This is a genomic window from Curtobacterium sp. PhB137 (assembly GCF_003814955.1).
Taxonomy (GTDB): Bacteria; Actinomycetota; Actinomycetes; order Actinomycetales; family Microbacteriaceae; genus Curtobacterium.
On record NZ_RKQO01000005.1, the window covers coordinates 123595 to 148533 of the forward strand.

The window sequence follows — 24939 nt, forward strand, 5'->3', positions numbered from 1 at the left end:
GTCTGGCCCCTCGGGAGGGGCACGGCGGTCGGTGCATGAGAAGCCTCACCCGGCGACGCCGCCACGGCAACAGTCGTCGACTGCTCTTGCGGTTCCCCGCGTGCGGGGGACGCCGCGGTGCGGTCGCGTGCGGACTCCCGCAACGCGCGCGCGCGCTCCGCATGAAGCGACGCGCCAGCGGCGCGCGGCGCCAGCGCCGACCGAGCCTGCGAGGCCGGTTGCGTGAAAACAGGGAAAAGGCGGACGGGAGGCCCGGTACCATCTGGTACCGGGCCTCCCGTCCGCCTTGTGCTCGCGTCGACTACGTGAGCAGCGCGACCAGGTGGGAGCGCGACCGCGCGCCCACCTTGCGGTAGATCTGCGTGAGCCGCAGCTCCACCGTGCGCTGCGACATGAACAGCGACGACGCGATCTCGCGGTTGCGGTAGCCCTCCGTCACCTTCTGCACCACGGCGCGCTCCTCGGCCGTGAGCGAGGTGAGCACCGCGGAGGCGTCCGGAGCGCTCCGGGGCGTCCCCGGCATCGACGCGGACAGCACCGGTGCGGACCGGAGCGACGGCCCCGTGCCGAACGGCGGCATGGCCGCTGCCGGTGCGGGGGTGACGAGGGGACGGCGCATGCCGGCCGCCTCGTACGCCGCTGCTGCTGCCGCACCGAGACGCGGACGCTCGGCGGGGTTGCCGACCGTCGCGAGGGCCGCGAACGTCCGTGCCCGCTCGAACTGCGAGTCGTGCGGCTGGAACAGCTCCAACGCGCGGCGACGGGCGGTGTCCCGGGTGGTGTCATCGGCGACGAGCGCGAGGCTCCTCGCCAGCACGAGCGCACCCCAGCGACCCGGTCGGGCGTGGTGGTCCGCAGCGAGCCGCGCGGTGATGGTGCGGGCGTCGTCGATCCGTCCGAGGCGTGCGTACGCCTCGACCAGGTCGCCGAGGTGCCGGAGCACCGCGGGGTTCCGCAGGGACCGGCCGATGGCGTCCGCCGCTTCGAGTGCGGCGGCTGCCTCCTCCAGTCGGCCGTCGAGCAGCAGGACCCGACCGCGGAGCGCGTGCAGCTTCGCCGTCGCACCCCACAGGCGGCTCGTCGAACGGTGCTCGAGGCACCGGTCCACGACCGCCAGGGCATCGGCGGAGCGCCCCTCGGCGAAGTGCCGCCAGGCGATCGCGATGGCCCGCGACGGCTCACGGAGCCGTTCGACCACCGAGGAACCGGCCTCCCAGACGTCGATCGCACGGAGCGCCTGCCGGAAGTTCCCGGAGCGCACCTCGTTCTCGGCGGTCAGGTAGCGGGCTGCCTCGGTCCACACCGGCGCCGTCTGCGGGCCACGGGCGAGGACGAGTGCGAACACCCGACGCGCGCTCCGGTACCGCTCGGCGATGCTCAGCGCGTGGGCGAGGAGCAGCAGGGCCGGGTCGGACATCGCCAGCAGCACCGACGTCGCGAGTCCGTCGTGCAGGTCGGTGTCCGACGGCAGGGTGCCGTCGATCGCGGCGATGAGCTCCCGCGCGGTCGTCGTGATCTCCAACGTGTGCGGAGACGCCGACGCCTCGAGGGGCTCGACGCGGTGCAGCAGGTCCTTCGCCTGGTCGAGCTCCCACGCCTCGGCACGGAAGCACGCCACCATGGCCATCAGCCCGGCGACCGCGTCCACGTCGGCCGGCTCGGTCGCGTCCACCGACACGAGGAGTTCGTCCGCGTGCACGGCGTCGCCACTGAGGTACTGCGCCGAGTACTGCAGGCGCAGCCGGCGGACCTCGTGCGCCGTCGTCCGGAACGGACGGAGCGCGGCGAGGTACCGCGCGGCGAAGCCGAGCAGCCGGTTGCCGAGCAGGGCCTCAGCGACCCCGAGCAGCGCGACGAGCTCGTCCTCGGTGCCACCACCGACGTGCAGGGCACGCTCGGTGAGGGCGATCGCGGCGTGCACGTTGCCGTCCACCACGTAGGACCGTGCGGCGCTGAGCAACGCGACCACGTCGGGGACGTCGTCGACGAAGCTCCGGTGCCACGCGGCTGCCCGCGGGTCGGACTCGGCGCTCGCCGTGGCCAGCGCGGCGTGCGCCGCGCGGCGGTCACGGGCGGGCATCCGCCAGTACAGCGCGGACCGGACCAGGGGGTCGCGGACCGTCACGCTCTGGCCCCGCACGGTGGCGAGGCCTGCTCCGACCAGGTCGTCCAACTCGTCGCGGTCCCAGGCTGTGGTCTTCGCGACCGGCACCAGGGCGAGTTTCGCGAGGACGTCCAGATCTCGTCCCGCGGCGGACCCGAGTGCGAGGGCTGCGAGGGCCTCGGTCGTCGGAGTGGGTCGGAGCGGGAGCACGATCGGCTCCGCACCGGTGAGCTGCTCGCGGCTGAGCACCGCGAGTTGTTCGCGGAGCGCGCCGGGGTTGCCACCGGTCTCCGCGGCGAGGACGGCGAGGACGCCGTCGTTCGCTTCTTCCGGTGCCATGGTCCGGGCGAGGACGAGTGCCTCGTCGGACGGCAGCGGCTCGATGCGGAGCGCCGGCAGGGCCGCGAGCGGACCGTCCGACGGCACCGAACGGACCGTCGCCACGACGCGCAGGGCGGTGCCTGCGAGTCGGCCGGCGAGGAACGCGATGAGCTCCTGGCTCTCGACGTCCATGCGGTCGAGGTCGTCGATCAGCACGAGCGTCGGCGGCAGGGTGAGGGCGTGCACGGCGTCGAGGAAGTCGTGCGCCGCCGCCAGTCCGGCGGTCACGGGGACCGCCGTCTCACCCGTCTGCAGGAGATGGGCGATGTGGGCCGTCGCACGAGGGTCGTCGAGCGCGGTGAACAAGGAGGTCACGCCGGCCAGCGGCCAACGGGATTCGCTCCCGTTGACACCGACCCGCACGACGGGGAGGGAAACGCGGTTCGAGACCGCGTCGAGGACGCTGCTGCGTCCGGAACCAGGGTCGCCGACCACGACCATCGCGGACTCCCGAGGGAGTACAGCGAGGGTCGCGATCCGGTCGACCTCGAGACGTCGACCGGTGAGTGCCATGACTCACCGGCCTCCGGGCCCGGAAGCGGATCCTGCGGAGAGGTCGTCGGCGAACGCTGCGAGCGCTGCGACGGGGCGCCGTGAGGCGGACCGGACTGCTGCACGGTGGGTGGCCGTGTCGGAGTGCGGACGGATGGCGGCGACTGCGCGCGCGCCGGAGCTGTCGTGGATTGAATGCGGTCGACGAGTGAGGGTGCACTCGGTTCCGCTCGGGAACGATGATGTCATCGTCTGTATCACCCCTCGGGTTAGGGTCTTCGGACGAACACGGGAGGCCGTGCACGTGCACTCGGATCTAGGGAATCCAGGTGCTTGCGTGACCTTCCGTACGAGCACGATAACTCAGGTCCTGACCATCTGAGCCGCCCCGCGCACCGCGTATCCGGCAACGGTGCCCCCAGTCCGGGGGGCTACGACGAGGGGGTGTCACCCACCCGGGGGGTGGGTCTCGCCCGCCCGGAGGCCGGTCGGTGTACGAACGATGGTGATGTCCAGCGCTGACCCGACCGACGCCCGCCTCGACGACCGCACGCGTTGGAGGGCCTTCGCCGTGTGCGTCGCGGTGGCCGCCCTGACGATCCTCGACCTGTCGAAGGTCAACGTCGGGCTGCCGTCGATCGAGAAGTCCCTCGACGCCACCAGTTCATCCCTGCAGCTCATCGTGGCGGGGTACGCGCTGGCGTTCGGCCTCGCCCTCGTGCCCGCCGGTCGGCTCGGCGACCTGAAGAGCCGCCGTGCCCTGTTCATCATCGGGCTCGTGGCGTTCACCGTGTCGAGCCTGCTCTGCGCCGTGGCGCCGACCATCGAGGTGCTCATGGTCACGCGGATCCTGCAGGGCTTCGCCGCCGGCACCCAGATGCCGCAGGTGATCGGACTCGTGCAGCAGTTGTTCCGGGGCCCGGAGCGCGGACGGGCCTTCGGGCTGTTCGGCGCCATGATCGGCATCTCGACGGCGCTCGGCCCGACGATCGGCGGTGGCCTCATCGCGATCGGCGGTGAGGAGAACGGGTGGCGGCTGCTGTTCTGGATGAACGTGCCGCTCGGGCTCGTCGCGCTGTTCTTCGCGATGCGGCTGCTGCCCAAGGGGGTGCAGGGACAGGCGAAGGACCGCGAGCTGGACATCGTCGGCATCCTGCTGCTCGGTGCCGCCATCATCACGCTGATGCTGCCGTTCGTGCTCACCACGGGCGCCGGCGACTCCGGTGCCCGGTGGCTCTGGCTGATCGCCTTCGTCGTGTTCCTCGGCCTGTTCGTGCGCTGGGAGGTCCGGTACAAGCAGCAGGGCAAGTCGCCGGTGGTGCACTTCGAGCTGTTCCGGCTGTCGTCGTACCGCAACGGGCTGTCGATCGTGGCCGTCTACTTCGCGGCGATCCCGGCGTCCTTCCTGATGGTGACGCTGTTCCTGCAGGAGGGGCTCGGGCTGTCACCGCTGTTCGCCGGCATGGTGAGCATCCCGTTCGCGGCCACGAGCGCCGTGGGGTCCTACATCGGCGGACGGATCGTCGACCGGGTCGGACGGGCCCTGGTGGTCTTCGGGCTCTTCATGGTCGTCGTCGGCTTCGTGCTCCTCATGCTCGCCGCGGTGCTGACCCCACCGGAGGTCACGCCGTGGGCGATGGCCGGGGCGTTCCTGGTCGGCGGCCTCGGCGGCGGGTTCGTGGTGTCGCCGAACCAGACGCTCACCCTGGCCGAGATCCCCGTGGAGCAGTCCGGGGTCGCCGGGTCGATGCAGCAGCTCGGGCAGCGCGTCGGGACCGCGATCGGGACCGCGGTGGCGACGAGCATCTTCTACGGGATCGTGCGGGGTGCCGCTGCCGGCGGCTCCGGCGGGAGTCGGCTCGATGCGTACCACGACGCGTTCCGGAGCGGCACGACGTTCACGGTGTCGCTGATGGCCCTCGCGCTCGTGCTGGCGGTCGGGGACCTGATGGTGCGGCGGCGTGCTGCCCGCGGCTCGGCGTGAGGCGGCGGCTGCGGCCGCCTGATCGACTCGGAACGACACCCGCGACGTCATCCGACGTCGAGCGTGTCGTTCGGGGTCGTGCTAGCGGCGGATGACCTCGACGACGGCGTCGTGCACCAGGCCGTTCGTCGCGAGTGCACTGCCGTGCCAGGCCCCGGGGTCGCCGTCGAGTGAACTGAAGCGCCCGCCGGCTTCTTCCACGATGGGCACGAGGGCCGCGATGTCCCACGGCTTCAGGTCGGGCTCGCCCGCGATGTCGATGACCCCCTCAGCGACCAGCATGTACGACCACATGTCGCCGTAGGCGCGCGTCCGCCAGACCTTGCGGGACAGGTCGACGAGGGACTCGAGCCGGTCGTCGTCGTCCCACTGCTGGATGCTGTTGTAGCTCAGGCTCGCGTCGGACAGGTCCGCGACACCGGAGACGCGGAGGTCGCCGTCGGACGAGTGCGCGCCGAGGCCCTCGGCCGCCCACCAGCGCTTGCCGAGCGCGGGGGCGCTCACGACGCCGAGCACGGGGCGGCCGTCGACCGCCAAGGCGATGAGCGTCGCCCACACCGGCACACCGCGCAGGTAGTTCGCGGTGCCGTCGATCGGGTCGATGACCCACTGACGGTGCCCCTCGCTCGTCGCTTCGGCGCCGGTGTCCGCCGTGGTCTCCTCGCCGAGGAACGCGTCGTCGGGTCGTTCCGTCGCGATCCGCTCGCGCAGGGCGTGTTCGACGGCCTGGTCGGCGTCGGTCACGTGCGTGCTGTCGGCCTTCTTCGACACGTGCAGGTCGGCGGCGCGGAACCGCTCGAGGCTGATCGTGTCGGCGATGTCGGCGAGCGAGCGGGCGAAGTCCAGGTCGGCGCTGAGGTCCACGGGTCGAGCGTAGCGGGGCTACGCGGCGACGACCTCTTCCTCTTCGAGCCGGGTGACCTCACGCTCGCGGGCGATGCGGGTGCGGCGGGCGACGAGGCCGTGCACGACCACGCAGAGCAGGACGGCTGCTGCGAGCCAGAGCGCGAGCACGAGGGACGACCGGCCGAGCGAGGCGTCCGGGAAGTACTGCAGGTCCTGTGCCGCCTGCAGCCACGCGGCGCCGCTCCAGAAGGAGTGGAGCGCCGAGAAGAACCCGGGCACGAACGACGCCTGGAAGATGCCGCCGGACGACGTGAAGTTGAGCATCACGAACAGCATGGTGAGCACGGGCGTCGTCCACCGCCCGAGGACCGGGTGCAGGCCGACGCCGATCGCGACGATGATCGCGTCGTACAGCCAGGCGAACAGGAACACCTGCCAGTGGTGCGTGGTGATGACGCCGTAGATCGGTCCGGCGACGATGATCCCGATGCCGGCGACGACCCCGGCGGTGGCGAGGCCGACCACCGCGGTCCACACCGCGCGGAGCTTCGTCGCGACGGACGCCACGGCGATGGCCGATGCGTAGCCGCCGACGCTCAGGGCGACGAGCAGGAAGAACAGCCCCTGCCCGGTGCTGTCCTGCTCGCCCGTCGGGACGACGTCGACGACCCGGAACGGCACGTGCTGCTCGTACGCGATCGGCAGGAAGACCTTCTGTGCGGCGCTCGCGGTCGTCTCCGATGCCGCGGTCGACACGTAGAGCGTCGCGCCCGTGGTGGTCGGGGCGTACACGGCGGCCAGGTCGCGGTCGCGGATCTGCCGCTCGGCGTCCTTGGTCGAGGCGACGACGTGGGCGACGAGGGCACCGTCGGACTCGTCGGTGACGGTCTGGGCGAACACCTGGGTCGCGGCGGACTGCCCGACGATGCCGACCGGCAGTTCCTTCGGCGCGGGGGCGTGGAAGGCACCGAGGTACGCCAGGCCCATGCCGGCGGCGAGGAACAGCGGCACGAGGATGTGCGTGGCGAAGGTCAGGAGCACCCGTCCGAGGTCGGCAGGGCGCAGGACGCTGTCGGTGCGCTGCGGTCGCGGTGCTCGTGAGGACTTGTGGGTGGGGGAGTGGTGCGCGTGCGACGTCGTTGTCGTGCTCGAGGACGGGGCGTCGACGGCGGGGGTCGGCGCAAAGTTGTACTTTGCAACTTCAGACACGAGGGTTCACTGTACAACACCGCTGCACACTTGTCGACGCGTGCTGGGTGGGGGTGCGGTCGGGCCGGGCGCGGTGGGACGAGGTGCCACGCCCGAGCGCTCTCCGCCGAGGTTCCACAACATGCCGCGCGCTGTCCACCGAGGTTCCAAGAACGGCCCGAACCACCGCCGAGATGTGCAGATTTCGGAACCTGGACGGGACGGGACGGGGCGGGGAGTGACGGGCGGGACTGGCCACGCCTGGACAGGACGGGCGAGCGGGACGGGGCGCCGGAGTGGTCACGACACGCCGTGCGTCGGAGCTCGAGCGGCCACGAACCGTTGAATGCTGCTCTGTCAGGCGACAGTTCGTGACCCATCGGCGCACGCCGGCGGGCGCGACGCGCGAGCGCGCCGCGGGCTACTCCAGGCCGGGGTCGGAGGCGCCCATGCCCGTCAGGAGTGCGCGGAACGAGTCGAGCCGTTCGACGCCGGTGGCACCGAGCTCGCCGTCCTGCACCCGGTCGACGATCTCCCAGTCGTGCGCCTGCGCCAGGGGGATGCCGTCCCGCGCAGGGCGCACCGGGATCGCGTGCGAGGCGAACGCGCGGAACACGTTCGCGGGGTCGACGTGCCCGAGGCCGAACGACCGCACGCCGGGGGTGTCGATGATCCACCCGCCGTCACGGACCCGCAGCGCGATCGACGACGACGAGGTGTGCCGCCCACGACCGGTCACCGAGTTCACGACGCCGATCGCCCGCGTCGACCCGGTCAGGGCGTTCACGAGGGTCGACTTGCCGACACCGGAGTGCCCCACGGTCACGGTGACCTTGTCGTCGAGCAGGTCGTGCAGGGCCTCGAACGGGACGTCGTCGGACCGGCTCGTCACGATCCGCAAGGAGAGGCAGGCGAAGTGCGCCAGGAACGGTGCCGGGTCGGCGAGGTCGGTCTTCGTGATGCAGAGGATCGGGTCGAGCCCGGCGTCGAACGCGGCGACCAGGTACCGGTCGATGAGCCGGGTGCGGGGCTCGGGGTCGGCGGCCGCCACGACGATGAGCATCTGGTCGGCGTTCGCCACGATGACGCGCTCGACCTCGTCGGAGTCGTCGGCACTGCGGCGGAGCAGCGTGGTGCGCTCGGCGACCTTCACGATGCGCGCCAGTGATCCGGGGTCACCCGAGACGTCGCCGACGAGCGACACGTGGTCGCCGGTGACGACCGACTTCTTGCCGAGCTCGCGGGCCTTCGTCGCCGTGATGACGTGCTCGGATCCGGGATCGGAGCCGGATCCCGTCCCCACCAGCACGCCGAACCGCCCACGGTCGACGTTCGTGACCCACCCCACGGGCGCGTCGTCGTACGTCGGCCGGGTCTTCGTGCGGGGCCGGTTGCCCTTCGGGTTCGGACGCACCCGCACGCTCGACTCGTCGTACTGTCCGTACGGTTCGTCCGCGTCGGAGTCGTCACCGTCGACGTCGTCCCACCAGCTCATGCGTCAGGCCCCCGCGTCCCCGGTCGAGACCAACGCCGCCCACAGCTCGGGGAACTGCGGCAGCGTCTTGGCCGTGCACCCGATGTCGTCGACGGCGACGCCGTCGACGACGAGGCCCACGACGGCGCCGGCCGTCGCCATCCGGTGGTCGTCGTACGCGGCCCAGCCGCCGCCGTGGAGCGCGGCAGGCTCGATGCGCAGGCCGTCGTCGAGTTCGTGCACCGCGCCTCCCGACCGGTTCACGTCCGCCGCGAGCGCGGCGAGACGATCCGTCTCGTGCCCACGCAGGTGGCCGATCCCGGTGATCTCGGTCGGCCCACCGGCCAGCGCGGCCAGCGCGACGAGCGCCGGTGCGAGCTCGCCGCCGCGGCTGAGGTCCAGGTCGAGACCCGGCAAGGAGGCCCCGCCCCGGATCCCGACGCCGCCGTCGACGACCAGGTCGTCGCCGTCACGGGCCACGGTCGCGCCCCACAGGGGCAGGAGCGTCTCGAGGTCGGCGCCGACCTGCGTGGTCTCGCGCGGCCAGGTGCGGATGCGGACGGTGCCACCCGCGACGAGCGCGGCGACCGCGAACGGCGCGGCGTTCGACAGGTCGGGCTCGATCGTGACGTCGCGCGCGCCGATCGGACCGGGGTGGACGACCCACTCACCGACCGCGGGTTCGTCGACGGTCACGCCGCGGGCACGGAGCGCGGCGACGGTCATCTCGATGTGCGGCAGGCTCGGCAGGCGCTCCCCGACGTGGGTGAGGTGCAGGCCCTCGTCGAAGCGGGGCGCGGAGAGCAGCAGGCCCGACACGAACTGCGACGACGCCGACGCGTCGATCGACAGGGCGCCACCGCGCACCGAACCGGTGCCGGTGAACGCGAACGGCATCGAGCCGTCGCCGTCGTCGGTGACGTCGACGCCCAGGTCGACGAGCGCCCCGATGATCGCGTGCATCGGACGCTTGCGGGCGTAGGGGTCGCCGTCGACGACGACCGGGCCGACCGCCAGGGCGGCCAGCGGCGGCAGGAACCGCATCACGGTGCCGGCGAGGCCGCAGTCGACGCGGACGTCGCCGTGCATCGGTGCCGGGGTGATCCGCAGGTCCGGGCCGTAGGGGTTCGGCTGCGCGCCCGGTGCCGGCTCGACCTCGTCGATCCCGACGCCGAGCTGCCGGAGCGCCGCGATCATGAGCGCCGAGTCGCGCGAGTGCAGCGGCAGGCGGATGACGGAGGGGCCGTCGGCAAGGGCGGCGAGCACGAGCTCGCGGTTCGTCAGCGACTTCGAGCCGGGCAGCGCGACGTCGCCACGCAGGGGACCGCGCGCGAGCGGGGCGATCCAGGGGGCCGGGTCCGCGGCGGCCTGTGCACCGCTCTGGGAATGCGTCGTGTCTGCCATCGGTTCACAAGACTACTGAAACGATCGGGAGGACCCTTGGCGACAGCACTCGCACCCTCGCGGACGCGCCTGCCCGGCGTGTCCACGTCGCTCGCTCTAGACTGGCCCGCGATGACGACCGACGAGCCGCAGGCAGCACCGCACGACCTGGTCGAGGAGACCGAGGAGCAGCTCGACGCGGTCGAGGCGGAAGAAGCGGACGACGAGTCCTTCGTCGACGCCAAGACCGTGTCGGCCGACGAACTCCGGGCCCTCTTCGAGACCCAGGCACTGCCCTTCATGGACCAGCTCTACGGTGCGGCGATGCGGATGACCCGCAACCCGGCCGATGCGTCGGACCTCGTGCAGGAGACCTTCGTCAAGGCGTTCGCCGCGTTCCGCCAGTTCAAGCAGGGCACGAACCTGAAGGCCTGGCTGTACCGGATCCTGACGAACACGTTCATCAACACGTACCGCAAGAACCAGCGGAACCCCTACCAGGGCACCATCGACGAGCTCGAGGACTGGCAGCTCGGCGGCGCCGAGAGCGTCACCCAGTCGATCTCCGCACGGTCCGCCGAGGCCGACGCGATCGACCACCTGCCGTCGTCCGCCGTCAAGGACGCCCTGCAGGCCATCCCCGAGGACTTCCGGATGGCCGTGTACTTCGCCGATGTCGAGGGCTTCTCGTACCAGGAGATCGCCGACATCATGAAGACCCCCGTGGGGACGGTCATGAGCCGTCTGCACCGTGGTCGCCGGCTCCTCCGGGGGCTCCTGGCGGACCACGCCCGTGAGACCGGCATCGTCCCGGACGCAGCGTCGACGGCGACGATGCGCGGACGAGGCCGGAAGACTGCCGCGACCGAGGGTCGCGTCGATGGGAAGGAAGCACGATGAGCGGCTGCGACTGCTCCAAGGCGAAGGCCGAGCTCGAGGAGTTCCTGCACGGGGAGCTCTGCCGCGAGGACGCGGCGGACATCCGTGAGCACATGGACGACTGCGAGGACTGCACGACCGAACACCGCGTCGGCGTCGTCCTGATCGAGACCGTGCGCCGCGCGTGCAAGGAGACCGCTCCGGAAGAACTGCGTGGCGAGATCCTCGCGCGCATCCGGCTGGAGCAGTCGACCCACTGAGGTCCGCGGCTCCGTCGTCACACGGCGGGTCGGGTCGGTAGTGTCACGGACATGACCCTCCTCGTCGAGTCGATCACCACCTGGTCCGACACGGACGTCTCCGACGTCGCTGCCCTCGTCCGCCTGCTCGGCCACGAGGTCGACGACGCGGCGATGCGCGCACGTCTCGAACGGCTCACGCCCGAGGCCGGACACCGCACCTGGGTGGTGCGTGGCGACGATGGTCGCGCGGTCGCCGTCGCCGGCGCGCAGGTCACCTGGGCGTACGCGAGCGACGAGCCGACGGCGCAGCTGCTGCTGCTGGTGGTCGACGACACGGCCAGGAGGCTCGGCACCGGTTCGGCGCTCATCGGCACCTTCGAAGCATGGGCCGTCGAGCAGGGCGCGCGTCGCCTGAGCGCCGTCAGTGCGGCTGCCACGGACAGCGCGCACCGGTTCTACCAGAAGCGCGGGTACCACGACGCGGGTGTGCGCTACACGAAGATCGCGTAGCCGTCACGTTCCTCGCGAACGTCGAAGCGCCCGGTGCAGGAGTCCCTCGGACTCCCGCGCCGGGCGCTTCCTGACGCTCAGGCCGACGCGCTCAACGCCTTCTCGATGACCTCGGCGGCTTCCTGTGCTGAGCGCTTCGACGAACCGGTGGCCGGCGCGGCACTCGCGGCACGGGCGGCGACCGTCAGCGGTCGACCGTCGAGGTGCGGCGACAGGTTCATGCAGACGAACGGCCAGGCGCCCTGGTTCTCCGGCTCCTCCTGCGCCCACACGACGTCGGCGTCCGGGTAGCCGGCGAGGACCTCGAGGATCCGTTCGAGGGGGAGCGGCGCGAGCTGCTCGAGCCGGACGAGGGCGACGTCGGTGACCCCGCGCTTGTCCACCTCGGCGCGCAGGTCGTGGTGCACCTTGCCGGAGTGCAGGACCACGCGACGCACCGCCGCCTTCTGGGCCACGCGGTCGTCGTCGATCACTTCCTGGAAGGTGCCGTTCGTGAAGGCCTCGACCGCGCTCGTCGCCTGGCGCAGGCGGAGCATGGCCTTCGGGGAGAACACGATCAGCGGCTTCTGCGGACGCTCCCACGCCTGGCGGCGCAGCAGGTGGAAGTACGACGCCGGAGTGGACGGGCGGGCGACGACCATGTTGTCCTCGGCGCACAGCTGCAGGTAGCGCTCGATGCGGGCGGACGAGTGGTCCGGTCCCTGGCCCTCGTAGCCGTGCGGCAGCAGCAGGACGAGGCCGGAGCGCTGCCCCCACTTCTGCTCGGCGGACGAGATGAACTCGTCGATGACGGTCTGGGCACCGTTCGCGAAGTCGCCGAACTGCGCCTCCCACAGCACGAGTGCCTCGGGCCGCTCGACCGAGTAGCCGTACTCGAACGCCATCGCCGCGTACTCGCTGAGCAGCGAGTCGTAGATGGTGAACCGGGCCTGGTCCTCGGTGAGGTTCGACAGCGGCAGCCACTCCTGGCCGTTCGACCGGTCGTGGAACACGGCCTGGCGCTGGACGAAGGTGCCGCGGCGGGCGTCCTGGCCGGCGAACCGGACGGGCTTGCCCTCCACCAGCAGCGAACCGATCGCCATGAGCTCGGCCATCGCCCAGTCCACGCCGCCGTTGCGCGTCATGTCGGTGCGCTTCGACAGCAGCTGCTGCAGCTTCGGGTGGATCGAGAAGCCGGCGGGCGGGTTGCTGTGCGCGTCACCGATGGAGCGGACGAGCTCTTCCGACACTGCGGTCTCGCGGACCTCGACCTCGGAGTCGTCCTGCTGCGCCGCCGGGCGTTCGAGCCCCTGCACGGCGCCGTCGTCGTCGACCTGGATCACCGGGATGGTGCCGGTCTGCGCCTCGTGCGTCTCGGCGAAGGCACGCTCCAGGCGGTCCTGGAAGTCGCGGTGCGCCTCGTCGTACTCTTCCTGCGTGATGTCCCCGCGGCCGACGAGGGCCTCGGTGTACAGCGTGCGGACGGACCGCTTCGCCTCGATCAGGTTGTACATGAGCGGCTGGGTCATCGAGGGGTCGTCGCCCTCGTTGTGCCCGCGGCGGCGGTAGCAGATGAGGTCGATGACGACGTCGCGGTGGAACGCCTCGCGGTACGCGAACGCCAGGTCGGCGACGCGTGCGACGGCCTCGGGGTCGTCGCCGTTCACGTGGAAGATCGGCGCCTGGATCGTCTTCGCGACGTCGGTGGAGTACACCGAGCTGCGCGCCGACTCGGGCGGGGTGGTGAACCCGACCTGGTTGTTGATGACCAGGTGCACGGTGCCGCCCGTGCGGTAGCCGCGGAGCTGCGACATCTGCAGCGTCTCGACGACCACGCCCTGACCGGCCATCGCCGCGTCGCCGTGCACGAGCACCGGTAGGACGTTCGTCGAACCGGGGCCCTGCTTGTCCTGCTTGGCCCGGACGATGCCCTCGAGCACGCCGTCGACGGCCTCGAGGTGGGACGGGTTCGCCGCGATCGTCACGGGGATGCTCGAGCCGTCCGAGGTGCGGAACAGCCCCTCGGTGCCGACGTGGTACTTCACGTCGCCGGAACCCTGACCGGACACCGAGCCAGGCAGGGACGAGCCCTCGAACTCACGGAAGATCTGGCCGTACGTCTTGCCGGCGATGTTCGTCAGGACGTTCAGGCGACCGCGGTGGGCCATGCCGATCGCGACCTCGGCCAGGCCGACACCGGCGGCGTGCTGGATGAGCGTGTCGAGGAAGGCGATGGTGGACTCGCCGCCCTCGAGCGAGAAGCGCTTCTGCCCGACGTACTTGGTCTGCAGGAAGGTCTCGAACGCCTCGGCCTCGTTGAGCTTGCCGAGGACGCGCAGCTGCTCGTCCTTCGACGGCTTCGAGTACGGGACCTCGATGCGTTCCTGCACCCAGCGGCGCTGCTCCGGGTCCTGGATGTGCATGTACTCGATGCCGACGGTGCGGCAGTAGGCATCGCGCAGGATCCCGAGGACGTCGCGCAGCGGAGCACTGGTCGTACCGGCCAACCCGCCCGTGACGAACTCGCGATCGAGGTCCCAGAACGTCAGCCCGTGGCTTTCGATCTCGAGGTCGGGGTGCGTGCGCTGGCGGTACTCGAGCGGGTCGATGTCGGCCATCAGGTGCCCGCGGACGCGGTAACTGTTGATGAGCTCCTGCACGCGTGCGGTCTTGTTGACCCGGTGTGCCAGGTCGACGTTGATGTCGTTCGCCCACTGGATCGGCTTGTACGGGATCCGGAGCGCCGCGAAGATGCCGTCGTAGAAGCCGTGCTCGCCGATGAGGCGTTCGTGCACGTGCTTGAGGTACTCGCCCGAGCCGGCGCCCTGGATCACCCGGTGGTCGTAGGTGCTCGTCAGGGTGATGGTCTTGCCGATGCCGAGCTCGACGAGGGTCTTCGACGCCGAGCCCTGGAACTGCGCCGGGTACTCGAGGGCGCCGGCGCCGATGATCGCGCCCTGCCCCTTGGTCAGGCGGGGGACCGAGTGCACGGTGCCGATGCCGCCCGGGTTCGTGAGCGAGATCGTGGTGCCCTGGAAGTCGGCCGGCGTCAGCTTGTTGTCGCGGGCCCGCTTGACCAGGTCTTCGTAGGCCGACAGGAACTGGCCGAAGGTCAGGGTCTCCGCACGCTTGATGCTCGGCACGAGGAGCGACCGGGTGCCGTCCTTCTTCGGGACGTCGATCGCGATGCCGAGGCCCACGTGCGCCGGGGCGACGACGAACGGCTTGCCGTCGCGCTCCTCGTAGAACACGTTCTGGCTCGGGAAGTCCTTGAGTGCCTGCACCATCGCCCACCCGATGAGGTGGGTGAAGGAGATCTTGCCGCCGCGGGCACGGCGCAGGTGGTTGTTGATGACGATCCGGTTGTCGATCATCAGCTTCGCCGGGATCGTCCGGACACTCGTTGCCGTCGGGACGGTCAGCGAGGCGTCCATGTTCGACGCCAGGGTCTTCGCCATGCCCCGGAGCGGGGTCGCCACGTCCTCGTGGGTCTCCTCGTGGTCGTCGGCGGCGTCGTTGGCCTCGGCCGGGATCGGCGGCGGGGTCGGCTGGCGCGACGTGGTCTTCGCCTGGATCGGACCACCCTGCGCCGACGCCTGCTGCGCTGCCGCCTGCTGCGGGGCCGGCGCGTCACCGGTCGCGGGCTGCTGCGTGGTCGACTGCGCGGGCGTCGGGGACTGCTGGTCAGCTGCCGGAGCGCCGCCGACCTGCGTGCGGTGGTAGCTCTCGAGGACCGGCCACCAGGACTTGTCGACCGACTCCTTGTCCGCGACGAACTGCTCGTAGAGTTCGTCGACGAGCCACTCGTTCGCCCCGAATTCGCCCGCGGTCTCGTCCGTTCCGGTCAGATGGCTCGACACAGCCGATCGCCCACTCTCCGTCGATAGATGCTCGTGTGTGTCGTGCGGTGCAACCCTGCCCCGCACAGGTGCCAAGCCTAGCCGCTCGCACATGTCCGTTCGGTGTCAGCCGTGGCGCGAGTCGGGGCCCGGTCCGGCCTCCGGGCGGAGCCGTACAGTGGGGCCCATGAGGTTCTACGAGACGCGGCCGACACACGACCTGACCTACTCCGACGTCTTCCTCGTCCCGAGCCGTTCCGGCGTGACGAGCCGCTTCGACGTCGACCTCGCGTCGAACGACGGCAGCGGTGCGACGATCCCGATCGTGAGCGCCAACATGAACTCGGTCACGGGTCCGCGCCTCGCCGCGACCCTGGCCCGGCGCGGGGGCCTCGGCGTCCTGCCGCAGGACATGCACCTGCAGGACCTCGACGCCGCGATCCGCTGGGTGAAGGACCAGCCGGTCGACTACGACACCGCCTACGACATGGGCTCGTCCACCACTGTCGCCGAGGCGCTCGAGCATCTGCTGCCCGTCGCCGGTCGGGGCGTCGTGGTCCGCGACGCCGCCGGGGAGTACCTCGGGTGCGTCCCCGCCAGCCGGCTCGGCGACGCCGGTCCCGACGCGACGCTCGGCGACCTGCTGCACGGCGCGTCGACCGCGATCGACGCCGAGGACGCCGGTACGCCCCGCCACGTCTACGACGTGCTGAGCGGCGCCGAGGTCGACTTCGCGCCCGTGGTGCGGCACGGCAAGGTCGTCGGCACCACGAGCCGGACCAGCGCCATCCGCTCGGACATCTACACGCCGGCCGTCGACGTCTCGGGTCGCCTGCGCGTCGCGGCCGCGATCGGCATCAACGGCGACGTCGCCGCCAAGGCGCAGGCCCTCGCCGCCGCCGGGGTCGACGTGCTCGTGCTCGACACGGCGCACGGACACCAGGAGAGCATGCTCCGCGCGCTCCGCACCGTCGCGGGGCTCCGGCTCGGCATCCCGCTCGTCGCCGGCAACGTCGTCACCGCCGACGCCGTGGCCCACCTCGTCGACGCGGGTGCGGACATCATCAAGGTCGGTGTCGGACCCGGCGCCATGTGCACCACGCGCATGATGACCGCCGTCGGTCGGCCGCAGTTCTCCGCCGTCCTCGAGACCGCCGCCGCCGCACGGTCCCTCGGCGCGCACGTCTGGGCCGACGGCGGGGTCCGGTACCCCCGCGACGTCGCCCTCGCCCTGGCGGCCGGCGCCTCGGCCGTGATGATCGGCTCGTGGTTCGCCGGCACCCTCGAAGCGCCGGGCGTGCTCCGTCGCGACGCCGCCGGCAAGGCCTACAAGGAGAGCTGGGGGATGGCGTCGGCGAAGGCCGTCCGCGAGCGCTTCGAGCGGCTCGACCCTTACGAGCGGGCCCGCAAGGAGCTCTTCGCCGAGGGGATCTCGTCGTCGACGATCTACCTCGACCCGGAGCGTCCGAGCGTCGAGGACCTGCTCGACATGATCACCACGGGCGTCCGGAGCTCCGCCACCTACGCGGGCGCGTCGTCGCTCGCCGAGTTCTCCGAGCGCGCTCTGGTCGGCATCCAGTCCGCCGCCGGCTACGAAGAGGGCAAGCCGCTCCCCGTCAGCTGGTAGCGCGCGCCGGCGGGTGCGGCCCTGGTCGCGACCACGAACGGACGGGAGGCCCGTGGCTGCGTTGCCACGGGCCTCCCGTCCGCCATCGCGAAAGCGACAGATCCCTGCGGAACGTTCGCGGGGATCTGTCGCTTTGGCGGAACTGGCGGTGCGGCTACCGGCGTCGGGTCGCGTCCTCGACCTCGCCGACGAGCTCCTCGAGGATGTCCTCGAGGAAGAGCACACCGAGGGTCCGGCCGTCGGCGTCGAACGCCCGCGCGACGTGGCGGCCCGCAGCGCGCATCGTGGCCAGGGCGTCCTCCAGGTCCATCTCCGTGTAGAGCGAGATGAGCTGGCGGATGCGCTTCGGCGGCACCGGGTCGTCGAACTCGTCCGGCCGCAGGTCGATGACGTCCTTCACGTGCACGTAGCCCGTGGGGGAGCCGTCCTCGCCGACGAGCACGTACCGCGAGAACCCGCGCTGCGCCACCGCACGCTCGACGTCCGCCGGGGTGGCGTCCTCGGGCAGGGTGACGAGCTCGGCCATCGGCACGGCGACGTCGCGGACCTTCTTCTCGGTGAACTCGAACGCCAGGGCGAGCTTGCCGTCGTCGGTCAGGGTGCCCTCGCGGCGGGACTGCTCCACGATCGTCTGCACCTCTTCCACCGTGAAGGCGCTGACGGCTTCGTCCTTGGGCTCGACGCGGAACAGGCGCAGCACGGCGTTCGCGACCTCGTTCAGGCCGACGATGACCCAGTGCAGGCCGTGGCCGATGTACCAGAGCGTCGGCACGAGCAGCAGCGCTGCGCGGTCCGGCATCGAGAACGAGATGTTCTTCGGGACCATCTCGCCGAACACCACGTGCAGGAACGAGACGAGCAGCAGCGTGACCACGAACGCCACGGTGCCGATGACCTCGACGCTCCAGCCCGTCAGGTGCAGCGGCACCTCGAGCAGGTGGTGGATCGCCGGCTCGGATACGTTCAGGATGAGCAGCGAGCAGACCGTGATGCCGAGCTGCGTGGTCGCGAGCATGCGGGTGGCGTGCTCCATCGCCCACAGGGTCATCTGCGCGGCCTTGGAGCCCTCTTCTGCGCGTGGTTCGATCTGCGATCGGCGGGCGGAGATGACGGCGAACTCGGCGGCGACGAAGTACGCGTTGCCGAGCAGCAGCACGAAGAGCCAGAAGATCCCCCACCAGTCGGAGCTCATCGGGTGCTCTCCTTCGTCTCGGACCGCTTCGCGGTCTTGGTGCCGGTCTTCGTGGCCGGGATGATGATGGCGGTCGCCGCGATGTCCGTCGGCGGGGGCGTCGGGGTCCAGCGGATGCGGTCGATCCGGCGGCCGTCCAGACGTTCGACCCGGAAGACACCGCTGTCGAGCGGGACCTCGTCACCGACGACGGGCAGGCGGCCGAGCGTCGACATGAGGAAGCCGCCGACGGTCTCGTACGGGCCGTCCTCCGGCACCTTCACGCCGGCGCGGTCCTCGAGCTCGTCGGGACGCAGCAGGCCGGGGAAGGTCAGCCAGTCGCGGGAACGGACCACGTCGATGCGCGCGCGGTCGTGCTCGTCGGAGACCTCGCCGACGATCTCCTCGATGAGGTCCTCGAGCGTGACGACCCCGGCGGTGCCGCCGTACTCGTCGACCACGATGACCATCTGGTAGCCGCGGCCGCGGACCTCGGCGAGCAGGGTGTCGCCCGGCATCGTCTCGGGCACGCGTTCGGCGTCGGTCATGAGCGCTCCGACGGGGACCTCCGGGCGCTTCTCGCGGGGGACGGCGACGGCCTGCTTGACGTGCACGATGCCGACGACGTCGTCCGCGTCCTCCTCGATGACGGGGAAGCGGCTGAAGCCGGTCTTGCGGGCGAGGGCGATGACGTCCTGCGCGGACTCGGACACCCGGATGGTCGAGAGCCGCGGGCGCGGCGTCATGACGTCGCTGGCGCTGAGCTCCGAGAACGAGATCGTCCGCTGGAGGAGCGTCGCGGTGTCCTGCTCGAGCGACCCCTCGGACGCCGAACGGCGGAGCAGCGAGGTGAGCTCCTCGGCGCTGCGAGCACCGGACAGTTCCTCTTGCGGCTCGATGCCGATCGACCGCAGCACGGCGTTCGCGGTGCCGTTGAGCACCGCGACCGCCGGCTTGAACACGGTCGTGAAGGCGATCTGCAACGGCACGACGAGCTTCGCGGTCTGCAGCGGCAGCGCGAGCGCGAAGTTCTTCGGTACCAGTTCGCCGAGGATCATCGACAGCAGGGTCGCGATGACGAGCGCAATGATCGATCCGACGGTCTCGACGATGCCCTCGGGCAGGTTCATCGCCAGGAACGGCGCTTCGAGCAGCTTCGCGATGGACGGCTCGAGCAGGTAGCCGGTGAGCAGCGTGGTCAGCGTGATGCCGAGCTGCGCACTCGACAGGTGCGTCGAGGTGACCTTCAACGCCCCGATGACGGGTGCCAGGCCCGGCTCACCGCGGTCGCGACGCGCTTCGACGTCGGCGCGATCGAGGTTGACCAGCGCGAACTCGGACGCGACGAAGACGCCGGTGCCGAGTGTCAGCAGGATGCCGCCGACGAGCATGACGATGTCGATCGGACTCATGATTCACCCCCGTCCGCGCACGGGGATGACGTGCAGCTCACCGAGTGAGCGGCGGATGAGTGAGGCGAAGAACTATTCGGGGGATCGTCCACAGTGCTGCCAATCGTACTGCCTGCCCGAGGGGCCGACCGAGAATCCGTTCAGGAAGGCCGCGCGTCTACGCCGTGACCCGCGCGCGGTGGTACTGCTGCGGCTCGTAGTCGACGGTCACGCCGAGCTCGACGGCCACGCGCAGCGGGAAGCCCGGGTCGCGCAGGAACTCGCGGCCCACCATCACCACGTCGGCCTGGCCGGTCGCGACGATCTGCTCGGCCTGGAAGCCCTCGGAGATCATGCCGACCGCGATGGTGCCGATGCCGGCGTCGCGCTTGATCGCCGCGGCGTGCGGCACCTGGTAGCCGGGGCCGACCGGGATCGGCGCGCTCGCGACGTTGCCGCCGGTCGAGACGTCGGCCAGGTCCGCGCCGTGCTCCGCGGCCCACCGAGCGACCTCCGTGGTCTCGTCGAGCGTGAGCCCGCCGACCACCCAGTCGGTCGCCGAGAACCGCACGACGATCGGGAAGCCCTCGCCGACCTCGGCACGGACGGCGTCGAGGACCTCGAGCAGTGCCCGGGCACGGTTCTCGAGCGATCCGCCGTACTGGTCGGTGCGGTGGTTGCTCAGCGGCGAGAGGAACTGGTGCAGCAGGTACCCGTGGGCGGCGTGGATCTCGACCAGGTCGAACCCGGCCTCGACGGCGCGGCGAGCGGACTGCGCGAACGCCAGTGCGACGACCCGGATGTCCTCGGTCTCCAGCTCGCGCGGGACCGCGTAGCCGTCGAAGGCAACGGCGGACGGGGCGACGGTGGACCAGCCGCCCTGGTCGGCGGGGACCGAACCGTGCGTGGACTCCCACGGGCGGAACGTCGACGCCTTGCGGCCCGCGTGTGCGAGCTGGACACCGGCGGCAGCACCCTGTGCGTGCAGGAAGTCGACGATCGGCTTGAAGGCGTCGCGCTGTTGGTCGTTCCAGAGCCCGAGGTCCTGCGGGCTGATCCGGCCCTCCGGCACCACGCCGGTGGCCTCGACGATCACCGCACCGGCACCGCCCTTGGCGAAGCCGCCCAGGTGGACGAGGTGCCACGCGGTCGGCACGCCGTCCTGCTCCTCGGCCGAGTACTGGCACATCGGGGAGACCCAGATGCGGTTGCGGACCGTCAGGTCGCGGATGGTGATCGGCTCGAACAGGGCGTGCGTCACGCGGGACTCCTCAGGGGACGGGCGCCGGCTCGGCCGCGAGTTCCGCCAGGAACGACCGCAGTGACGCCGACGACGTGTAGTGGTGGCCGACCGCCCCGATCGCTTCCGCGCCGGTGGCGTTCTCGGCCCTGTTGTCCACGAACACCATCTGCTGCGGCTCGATTCCCAGACGCGCGCACGTGTCGCGGTAGATGGATGCGTCGGGCTTCAGGACGTGCTCCTCGGCGCTCACCACCACCGTCTCGAACAGCGAACCCATCGGGGAGCGTCGGTACGGGTCACCGAAGTCGAAGCCGGCGTTCGACAGCAGCGCCACCCGGGTGCCGGCGTCGTGCAGCTCCTCGACGATCGCCAGGGTCTCCGGTTCGACCTCGAACCACCCGGTGAAGTCGACGGCCCAGAACCGGTGGATGTCCGTGATGCTCCAGGTCCGCCCGACGCGCTCGCCGATCGCCCGCCAGTACGCCACCACGGACAGGTCGCCGCGGTCCAGGTCGTGGCGGAGCTCCTGGTAGACGGGGAACAGCTCGTCGGCCGGCACCCCGGTCAGCTCGACGAGGGCGTCGCGCGACGCGTGCGGCGTCCGGCTGATCACCTCGCCGTAGTCGAAGACCACCACGCGACCAGGCAGGAACAGGCTCATGCGCTCCACCGTAACGTGGGGCCGGTGAACGACTTCGTGCCCGTCCAGCCGTCCGATGCCGCCGCGTGGGTCACCGCGCCGACGGGGGAGTCCACCAAGTACCGCCGTGGGGTGCTCGGCATCGCGACCGGCTCCGACCAGTACCCGGGTGCCGCGGTGCTCGGGGTCGACGCCGCGGTCCACACCGGTGTCGGCATGGTCCGGTACGTCGGGCCGTCGCGGGCGTCGGACCACGTCCTGGCGCGTCGCCCCGAGTCCGTCGCCGGTGTCGGTCGGGTGCAGGCGTGGCTCGTCGGCTCGGGCATCTCGGCGTCGTCGCTCGGTGACCTGGACGACACGACCGCCTCGGCCTTCACGCACGCTTCGGACGACGGCGTCCCGGTCGTGGTCGACGCGGGCGCGATCCCGCTCGTCGACCTCGGCCCGCTCGCCGTCCTGACCCCGCACGCGGGGGAGCTCGCGTCGTTGCTCGGCGTCTCCCGCGACTCGATCGAGCAGGACCCGGCCGCAGCAGCGCTCCGTGCCGCCGAACAGACCGGCAGCGTCGTCCTGCTCAAGGGCGAGCGCACGCATGTGGTCACGCCCGACGGGTCGGTCCGGTTGGTGGCGTCGTCGGCGACGCCGTGGCTCGCTGCAGCCGGTGCCGGGGACGTCCTGGGCGGGGTGCTCGGTGCGCTCGTGGCGTCGCGGCAGGGCTCCGTCGAGGCAGCTGGTTCGTCCCTGACGCCGTCGGACCTCGCGCACCTGGCCGCGTCGGCCGCGGTGGTGCACGGGCTCGCGGCGCGGCGGGCGTCCGGTGGCGGGCCGTTCCCGATGACCGGGCTCATCGGCGAGCTGCCCGGGGTCGTGCGGGACCTGGTCGTCGACGGCGACGCGCGCGGGTAGGGGTCGGTGCGCGCGCACCTTCCGACGATGCACGAGGTGATCGACGCGTGTTCTGTCGGAAGATGCGCACGCAATGGGTACGTGCGCATGTTCCGACGGGACACCACCGGTTCGACGGGTGGAAGGTCGCAACATGCGCACGCATGCGCGAGAGGGCGCGGCCTGGGACGCGAGCAGGGGACGGACGGGAGGCCCGTGGCGGGGCCGCCACGGGCCTCCCGTCCGCCTGTCGCGCACGTCACGGGCGTGACGCGCGTCGCGGCCGTCAGCTCGCGGGGGTCGCGTGCACCAGGAACTCGACCGTGCCGGAGTCGTCGACCTTCACGAAGCCGAGGCTCGGCGCCTGCACGCCGTAGTCCGAGAAGGTGACCGGGATCGAGCCGGAGATGTCGACGCCGTCGCCGTTCAGGCCGACCTGCAGGTCGGCGGTGACGTCCTTCGTGACGCCGTGCAGCGTGAGCTTGCCGGCAGCGGTGACCTTCGTCGTGTCCGAGCCGCTCGGGACCGCGTCGGCGATCGGCTCGGAGAGTTCGAACGTGGCCTCGGGGAAGGCGGCGGTGTCCATCGCGGAGTCGCGGAAGTAGGAGTCACGCTGGTCCGAATCGGTGGCGATGTCGGCGACCTGCACGGTGATCGTTGCCTTCGTGATGCTCGTGCCGTCGACGGTGGCGCTGCCGGAGACGCTGTCGGTGCGGCCGGTGACGGTGACGTCGGAGCCGTTGAGGACCTCGTGCAGGCGGTAGCCGGCCTCGGAGTCGCCGCCGACCGTCCACGCGCCGGACAGGTCGGAGTCGTCGAGGGTGGAGGCCTCGCGGCTGGCGGCCACGGACGGTGCCGCCGACGCCTTCGCGTTCTCGTTGCTCGTGTAGACGTTCGTCGCGACGATCGCCCCGATGACGCCGAGCACGACGACGGCGGCGATGACGGAGATCCAGATGACGGCCTTGCGGCGCCCGCGCGGGGTTTCGGTGGTCACGAGCAAGACGGTGACACGTCATGGTTGGGGGAGCCTGGGATTCTCAGCCGGTTCGGGTGCGCTCGCTGCGGGTTCGGGTGCGCTCCCTGCCGGTACGCTCGTCCGGTGCTGAGGACCGGGAACCCGTGGATCGAACGCGTCGGGTTCGTCCTGGCGTTCGCCGCCGTGCACGCGGCGCTGTGGTGGCTGACCGCGATCTCGGCGAACCTGCCGCTCGGCGACGTCACCATCACCTACAGCCGGTGGATCGAGACCGGGCGGAGCGCGGACTTCTGGGTCGGGATCGACGGCGAGTGGGTCTACCCGATCCTGGCGATCGTGCCGATGGCCGCCGCAGCACTCGGTGGGATCGCGTCGATCGGCTCCGGGTGGCTGCTGCTGATGGTGCTGCTCGACGCCGTCGCGTGTGCCTTCCTGTGGCGGTTCCGGGCGCGCGGCGGGTTCGGCTCGCGTGCGGACGGCTCGTCGTCGCGTGGCGTGCGGGTCGTGTGGTGGTGGCTCGCCTTCCTGCTCGCACTCGGGCCGATCGCGCTCGGCCGCATCGACACGGTGGCGACGGTGTTCGCGTTGGTCGGGGTGGCCTTCGTCGCCTCGCGGCCGGCGGTCGCCTCGGCGCTGTTCACCGCCGGTGCGTGGACGAAGGTCTGGCCGGCCGCCCTCGTCGCCGTGCTGCTGCTCCTCCGCAAGGGGCACCGCCGCGGTGTGCTGGCCGGTGCCCTCGTGCTCAGCGCGCTCATCGTGCTCGTCGACGTGCTCTGGGGCGGAGCGCCCTACCTGCTGTCGTTCATCGGGGAGCAGACCGGCCGAGCGCTGCAGATCGAGTCACCGCTCGCGACGCCGTTCATGTGGGCGGCAGCGTTCGGGGCTCCTGGTGCGGCCGTGTTCTACAACCAGCAGATCCTGACGTTCGAGGTCTCCGGCGCCGGCACGCACGCCGCGGCCGCGGTCTCGACGCCGCTGATGGCCATCGTCGTCGTCGCCGGTGTCGTCCTCGCGCTGTGGGCCGCACGCCGTGGCGCCCGTCGGGCCGAGCTCGCGCCCGTGCTCGCGCTGCTGTTCGTCGCCACGCTCATCGCCACCAACAAGGTCGGGTCGCCGCAGTACATCGGATGGCTCGCCGTGCCGATCGTGTGGGGACTGGCCGCCGGGACGCCGAGTGTGCGCCGGTTCGTGCCGATCGCGATCGCCGCGCTCCCCACCGCCGTGTTGACGCAGCTGATCTACCCGGCCTACTACGACCAGGTGCTCACGCTGCAGCCGTGGATGCTCGTGGTGCTGACGCTGCGGAACGTGCTCGAGGTGGCGATCCTGGCGTGGACCGTGGTCGAGCTGGTGCGGATGGGCCGGGGCGCGGGCAGGATGGACGCATGATCGTCGCCTTCTCCGTTGCTCCGTCCGGTGGTCCCTCCGAACAGGCGGACGGCTCCGTGCACGACGCCGTCGCCGCAGCCGTGCGGGTGGTCCGCGAGAGCGGCCTGCCGAACCGCACGTCGTCGATGTTCACCGAGCTCGAGGGGGAGTGGGACGAGGTCATGGACGTCGTCAAGCGCGCCACCGAGGCCGTCGGCGTCTACGGCACGCGGGTGTCGCTCGTGCTCAAGGCCGACATCCGACCGGGGCACACCGGCGAGATCGACGGCAAGCTCGAGCGGCTCGAAGCGGCGCTCGGCGAGTAGCGCTCAGC

At 71.3% G+C, this 24939-nt stretch carries 19 protein-coding genes; 8 read left to right on the forward strand and 11 right to left on the reverse strand.

The window, feature by feature from the left end; all coding sequences use genetic code 11:
* Positions 1 to 301: 301 nt before the first annotated feature.
* Positions 302 to 2998, reverse strand: a complete 2697-nt coding sequence (locus EDF28_RS07235) for a LuxR family transcriptional regulator (RefSeq protein WP_123937714.1) — start codon at positions 2996 to 2998, stop codon at positions 302 to 304.
* Positions 2999 to 3485: 487 nt separating this feature from the next.
* Here EDF28_RS07235 and EDF28_RS07240 point away from each other — a divergent pair, with 487 nt between their 5' ends.
* Positions 3486 to 4961 carry an MFS transporter gene (locus EDF28_RS07240; RefSeq protein ID WP_123937715.1) on the forward strand — a complete coding sequence of 492 codons (1476 nt, stop codon included), beginning with the start codon at positions 3486 to 3488 and terminating at the stop codon, positions 4959 to 4961.
* An 81-nt stretch (positions 4962 to 5042) separates the two neighbouring features.
* Here the strand turns inward: EDF28_RS07240 and hisN are convergent, their stop codons facing one another.
* The 4 genes from hisN to aroA form a co-directional block, all read right to left on the reverse strand.
* Positions 5043 to 5825 (reverse strand): histidinol-phosphatase, encoded by a 783-nt coding sequence (gene hisN, locus EDF28_RS07245; RefSeq protein ID WP_123937716.1) that lies wholly within the window; start codon positions 5823 to 5825, stop codon positions 5043 to 5045.
* An 18-nt stretch (positions 5826 to 5843) separates the two neighbouring features.
* A complete protein-coding gene (locus EDF28_RS07250) occupies positions 5844 to 7016 on the reverse strand; it encodes a hypothetical protein (RefSeq protein WP_123937717.1) in 1173 nt (390 codons plus the stop codon).
* A gap of 400 nt (positions 7017 to 7416) precedes the next feature.
* A complete protein-coding gene (gene rsgA / locus EDF28_RS07255) occupies positions 7417 to 8490 on the reverse strand; it encodes a ribosome small subunit-dependent GTPase A (protein ID WP_123937718.1) in 1074 nt (357 codons plus the stop codon).
* A gap of 3 nt (positions 8491 to 8493) precedes the next feature.
* Positions 8494 to 9873 (reverse strand): 3-phosphoshikimate 1-carboxyvinyltransferase, encoded by a 1380-nt coding sequence (aroA, locus tag EDF28_RS07260; protein WP_123937719.1) that lies wholly within the window; start codon positions 9871 to 9873, stop codon positions 8494 to 8496.
* 111 nt (positions 9874 to 9984) lie between these two features.
* Between aroA and EDF28_RS07265 the strand changes: the two genes are divergently transcribed.
* From EDF28_RS07265 to EDF28_RS07275, 3 genes are read left to right on the forward strand one after another with little or no spacing between them, the layout of a single operon-like run.
* The gene (locus EDF28_RS07265) at positions 9985 to 10752 is read left to right on the forward strand and encodes a sigma-70 family RNA polymerase sigma factor (RefSeq protein WP_123294769.1); all 768 of its coding nucleotides are present in this window, start codon (positions 9985 to 9987) and stop codon (positions 10750 to 10752) included.
* Entirely contained in the window at positions 10749 to 10991 is a 243-nt protein-coding gene (locus tag EDF28_RS07270; RefSeq protein ID WP_111086426.1) for a zf-HC2 domain-containing protein, read from the forward strand. Before EDF28_RS07265 ends, EDF28_RS07270 begins: the two co-directional genes overlap by 4 nt.
* A 51-nt stretch (positions 10992 to 11042) precedes the next feature.
* Positions 11043 to 11483 carry a GNAT family N-acetyltransferase gene (locus tag EDF28_RS07275; protein WP_123294768.1) on the forward strand — a complete coding sequence of 147 codons (441 nt, stop codon included), beginning with the start codon at positions 11043 to 11045 and terminating at the stop codon, positions 11481 to 11483.
* A 77-nt stretch (positions 11484 to 11560) separates the two neighbouring features.
* Here the strand turns inward: EDF28_RS07275 and EDF28_RS07280 are convergent, their stop codons facing one another.
* Positions 11561 to 15322: a multifunctional oxoglutarate decarboxylase/oxoglutarate dehydrogenase thiamine pyrophosphate-binding subunit/dihydrolipoyllysine-residue succinyltransferase subunit gene (locus EDF28_RS07280; protein WP_185094173.1), complete on the reverse strand. Its 3762-nt coding sequence runs from the start codon at positions 15320 to 15322 to the stop codon at positions 11561 to 11563.
* A 166-nt stretch (positions 15323 to 15488) separates the two neighbouring features.
* Between EDF28_RS07280 and EDF28_RS07285 the strand changes: the two genes are divergently transcribed.
* The gene (locus EDF28_RS07285; protein ID WP_123937720.1) at positions 15489 to 16928 is read left to right on the forward strand and encodes a GuaB1 family IMP dehydrogenase-related protein; all 1440 of its coding nucleotides are present in this window, start codon (positions 15489 to 15491) and stop codon (positions 16926 to 16928) included.
* A 154-nt stretch (positions 16929 to 17082) separates the two neighbouring features.
* On the opposite strand, the gene EDF28_RS07290 is transcribed toward EDF28_RS07285, so the two are convergent.
* From EDF28_RS07290 to EDF28_RS07305, 4 genes are all read right to left on the reverse strand, one after another.
* Positions 17083 to 18120 carry a hemolysin family protein gene (locus EDF28_RS07290; protein ID WP_123294216.1) on the reverse strand — a complete coding sequence of 346 codons (1038 nt, stop codon included), beginning with the start codon at positions 18118 to 18120 and terminating at the stop codon, positions 17083 to 17085.
* Complete coding sequence (locus EDF28_RS07295; RefSeq protein ID WP_123937721.1) at positions 18117 to 19511, reverse strand: hemolysin family protein; 1395 nt, start codon at positions 19509 to 19511, stop codon at positions 18117 to 18119. Before EDF28_RS07295 ends, EDF28_RS07290 begins: the two co-directional genes overlap by 4 nt.
* Positions 19512 to 19668: 157 nt before the next feature.
* On the reverse strand, positions 19669 to 20751 hold the full coding sequence (locus EDF28_RS07300; RefSeq protein ID WP_123937722.1) for an NADH:flavin oxidoreductase/NADH oxidase: 1083 nt from the start codon (positions 20749 to 20751) through the stop codon (positions 19669 to 19671).
* 10 nt (positions 20752 to 20761) lie between these two features.
* Positions 20762 to 21394 (reverse strand): HAD family phosphatase, encoded by a 633-nt coding sequence (locus EDF28_RS07305; RefSeq protein WP_123937723.1) that lies wholly within the window; start codon positions 21392 to 21394, stop codon positions 20762 to 20764.
* A 24-nt stretch (positions 21395 to 21418) separates the two neighbouring features.
* Between EDF28_RS07305 and EDF28_RS07310 the strand changes: the two genes are divergently transcribed.
* Positions 21419 to 22279: an ADP/ATP-dependent (S)-NAD(P)H-hydrate dehydratase gene (locus EDF28_RS07310; RefSeq protein ID WP_123937724.1), complete on the forward strand. Its 861-nt coding sequence runs from the start codon at positions 21419 to 21421 to the stop codon at positions 22277 to 22279.
* Between the two features lie 265 nt (positions 22280 to 22544).
* Here the strand turns inward: EDF28_RS07310 and EDF28_RS07315 are convergent, their stop codons facing one another.
* A complete protein-coding gene (locus tag EDF28_RS07315) occupies positions 22545 to 23255 on the reverse strand; it encodes a YceI family protein (RefSeq protein ID WP_185094174.1) in 711 nt (236 codons plus the stop codon).
* Positions 23256 to 23360: 105 nt separating this feature from the next.
* Here EDF28_RS07315 and EDF28_RS07320 point away from each other — a divergent pair, with 105 nt between their 5' ends.
* Together EDF28_RS07320 and EDF28_RS07325 are read left to right on the forward strand one after the other, a co-directional pair.
* On the forward strand, positions 23361 to 24626 hold the full coding sequence (locus tag EDF28_RS07320; RefSeq protein WP_123937725.1) for a glycosyltransferase 87 family protein: 1266 nt from the start codon (positions 23361 to 23363) through the stop codon (positions 24624 to 24626).
* Complete coding sequence (locus EDF28_RS07325) at positions 24623 to 24931, forward strand: thiamine-binding protein (RefSeq protein WP_123294222.1); 309 nt, start codon at positions 24623 to 24625, stop codon at positions 24929 to 24931. Before EDF28_RS07320 ends, EDF28_RS07325 begins: the two co-directional genes overlap by 4 nt.
* The last annotated feature ends 8 nt before the right edge of the window (positions 24932 to 24939 follow it).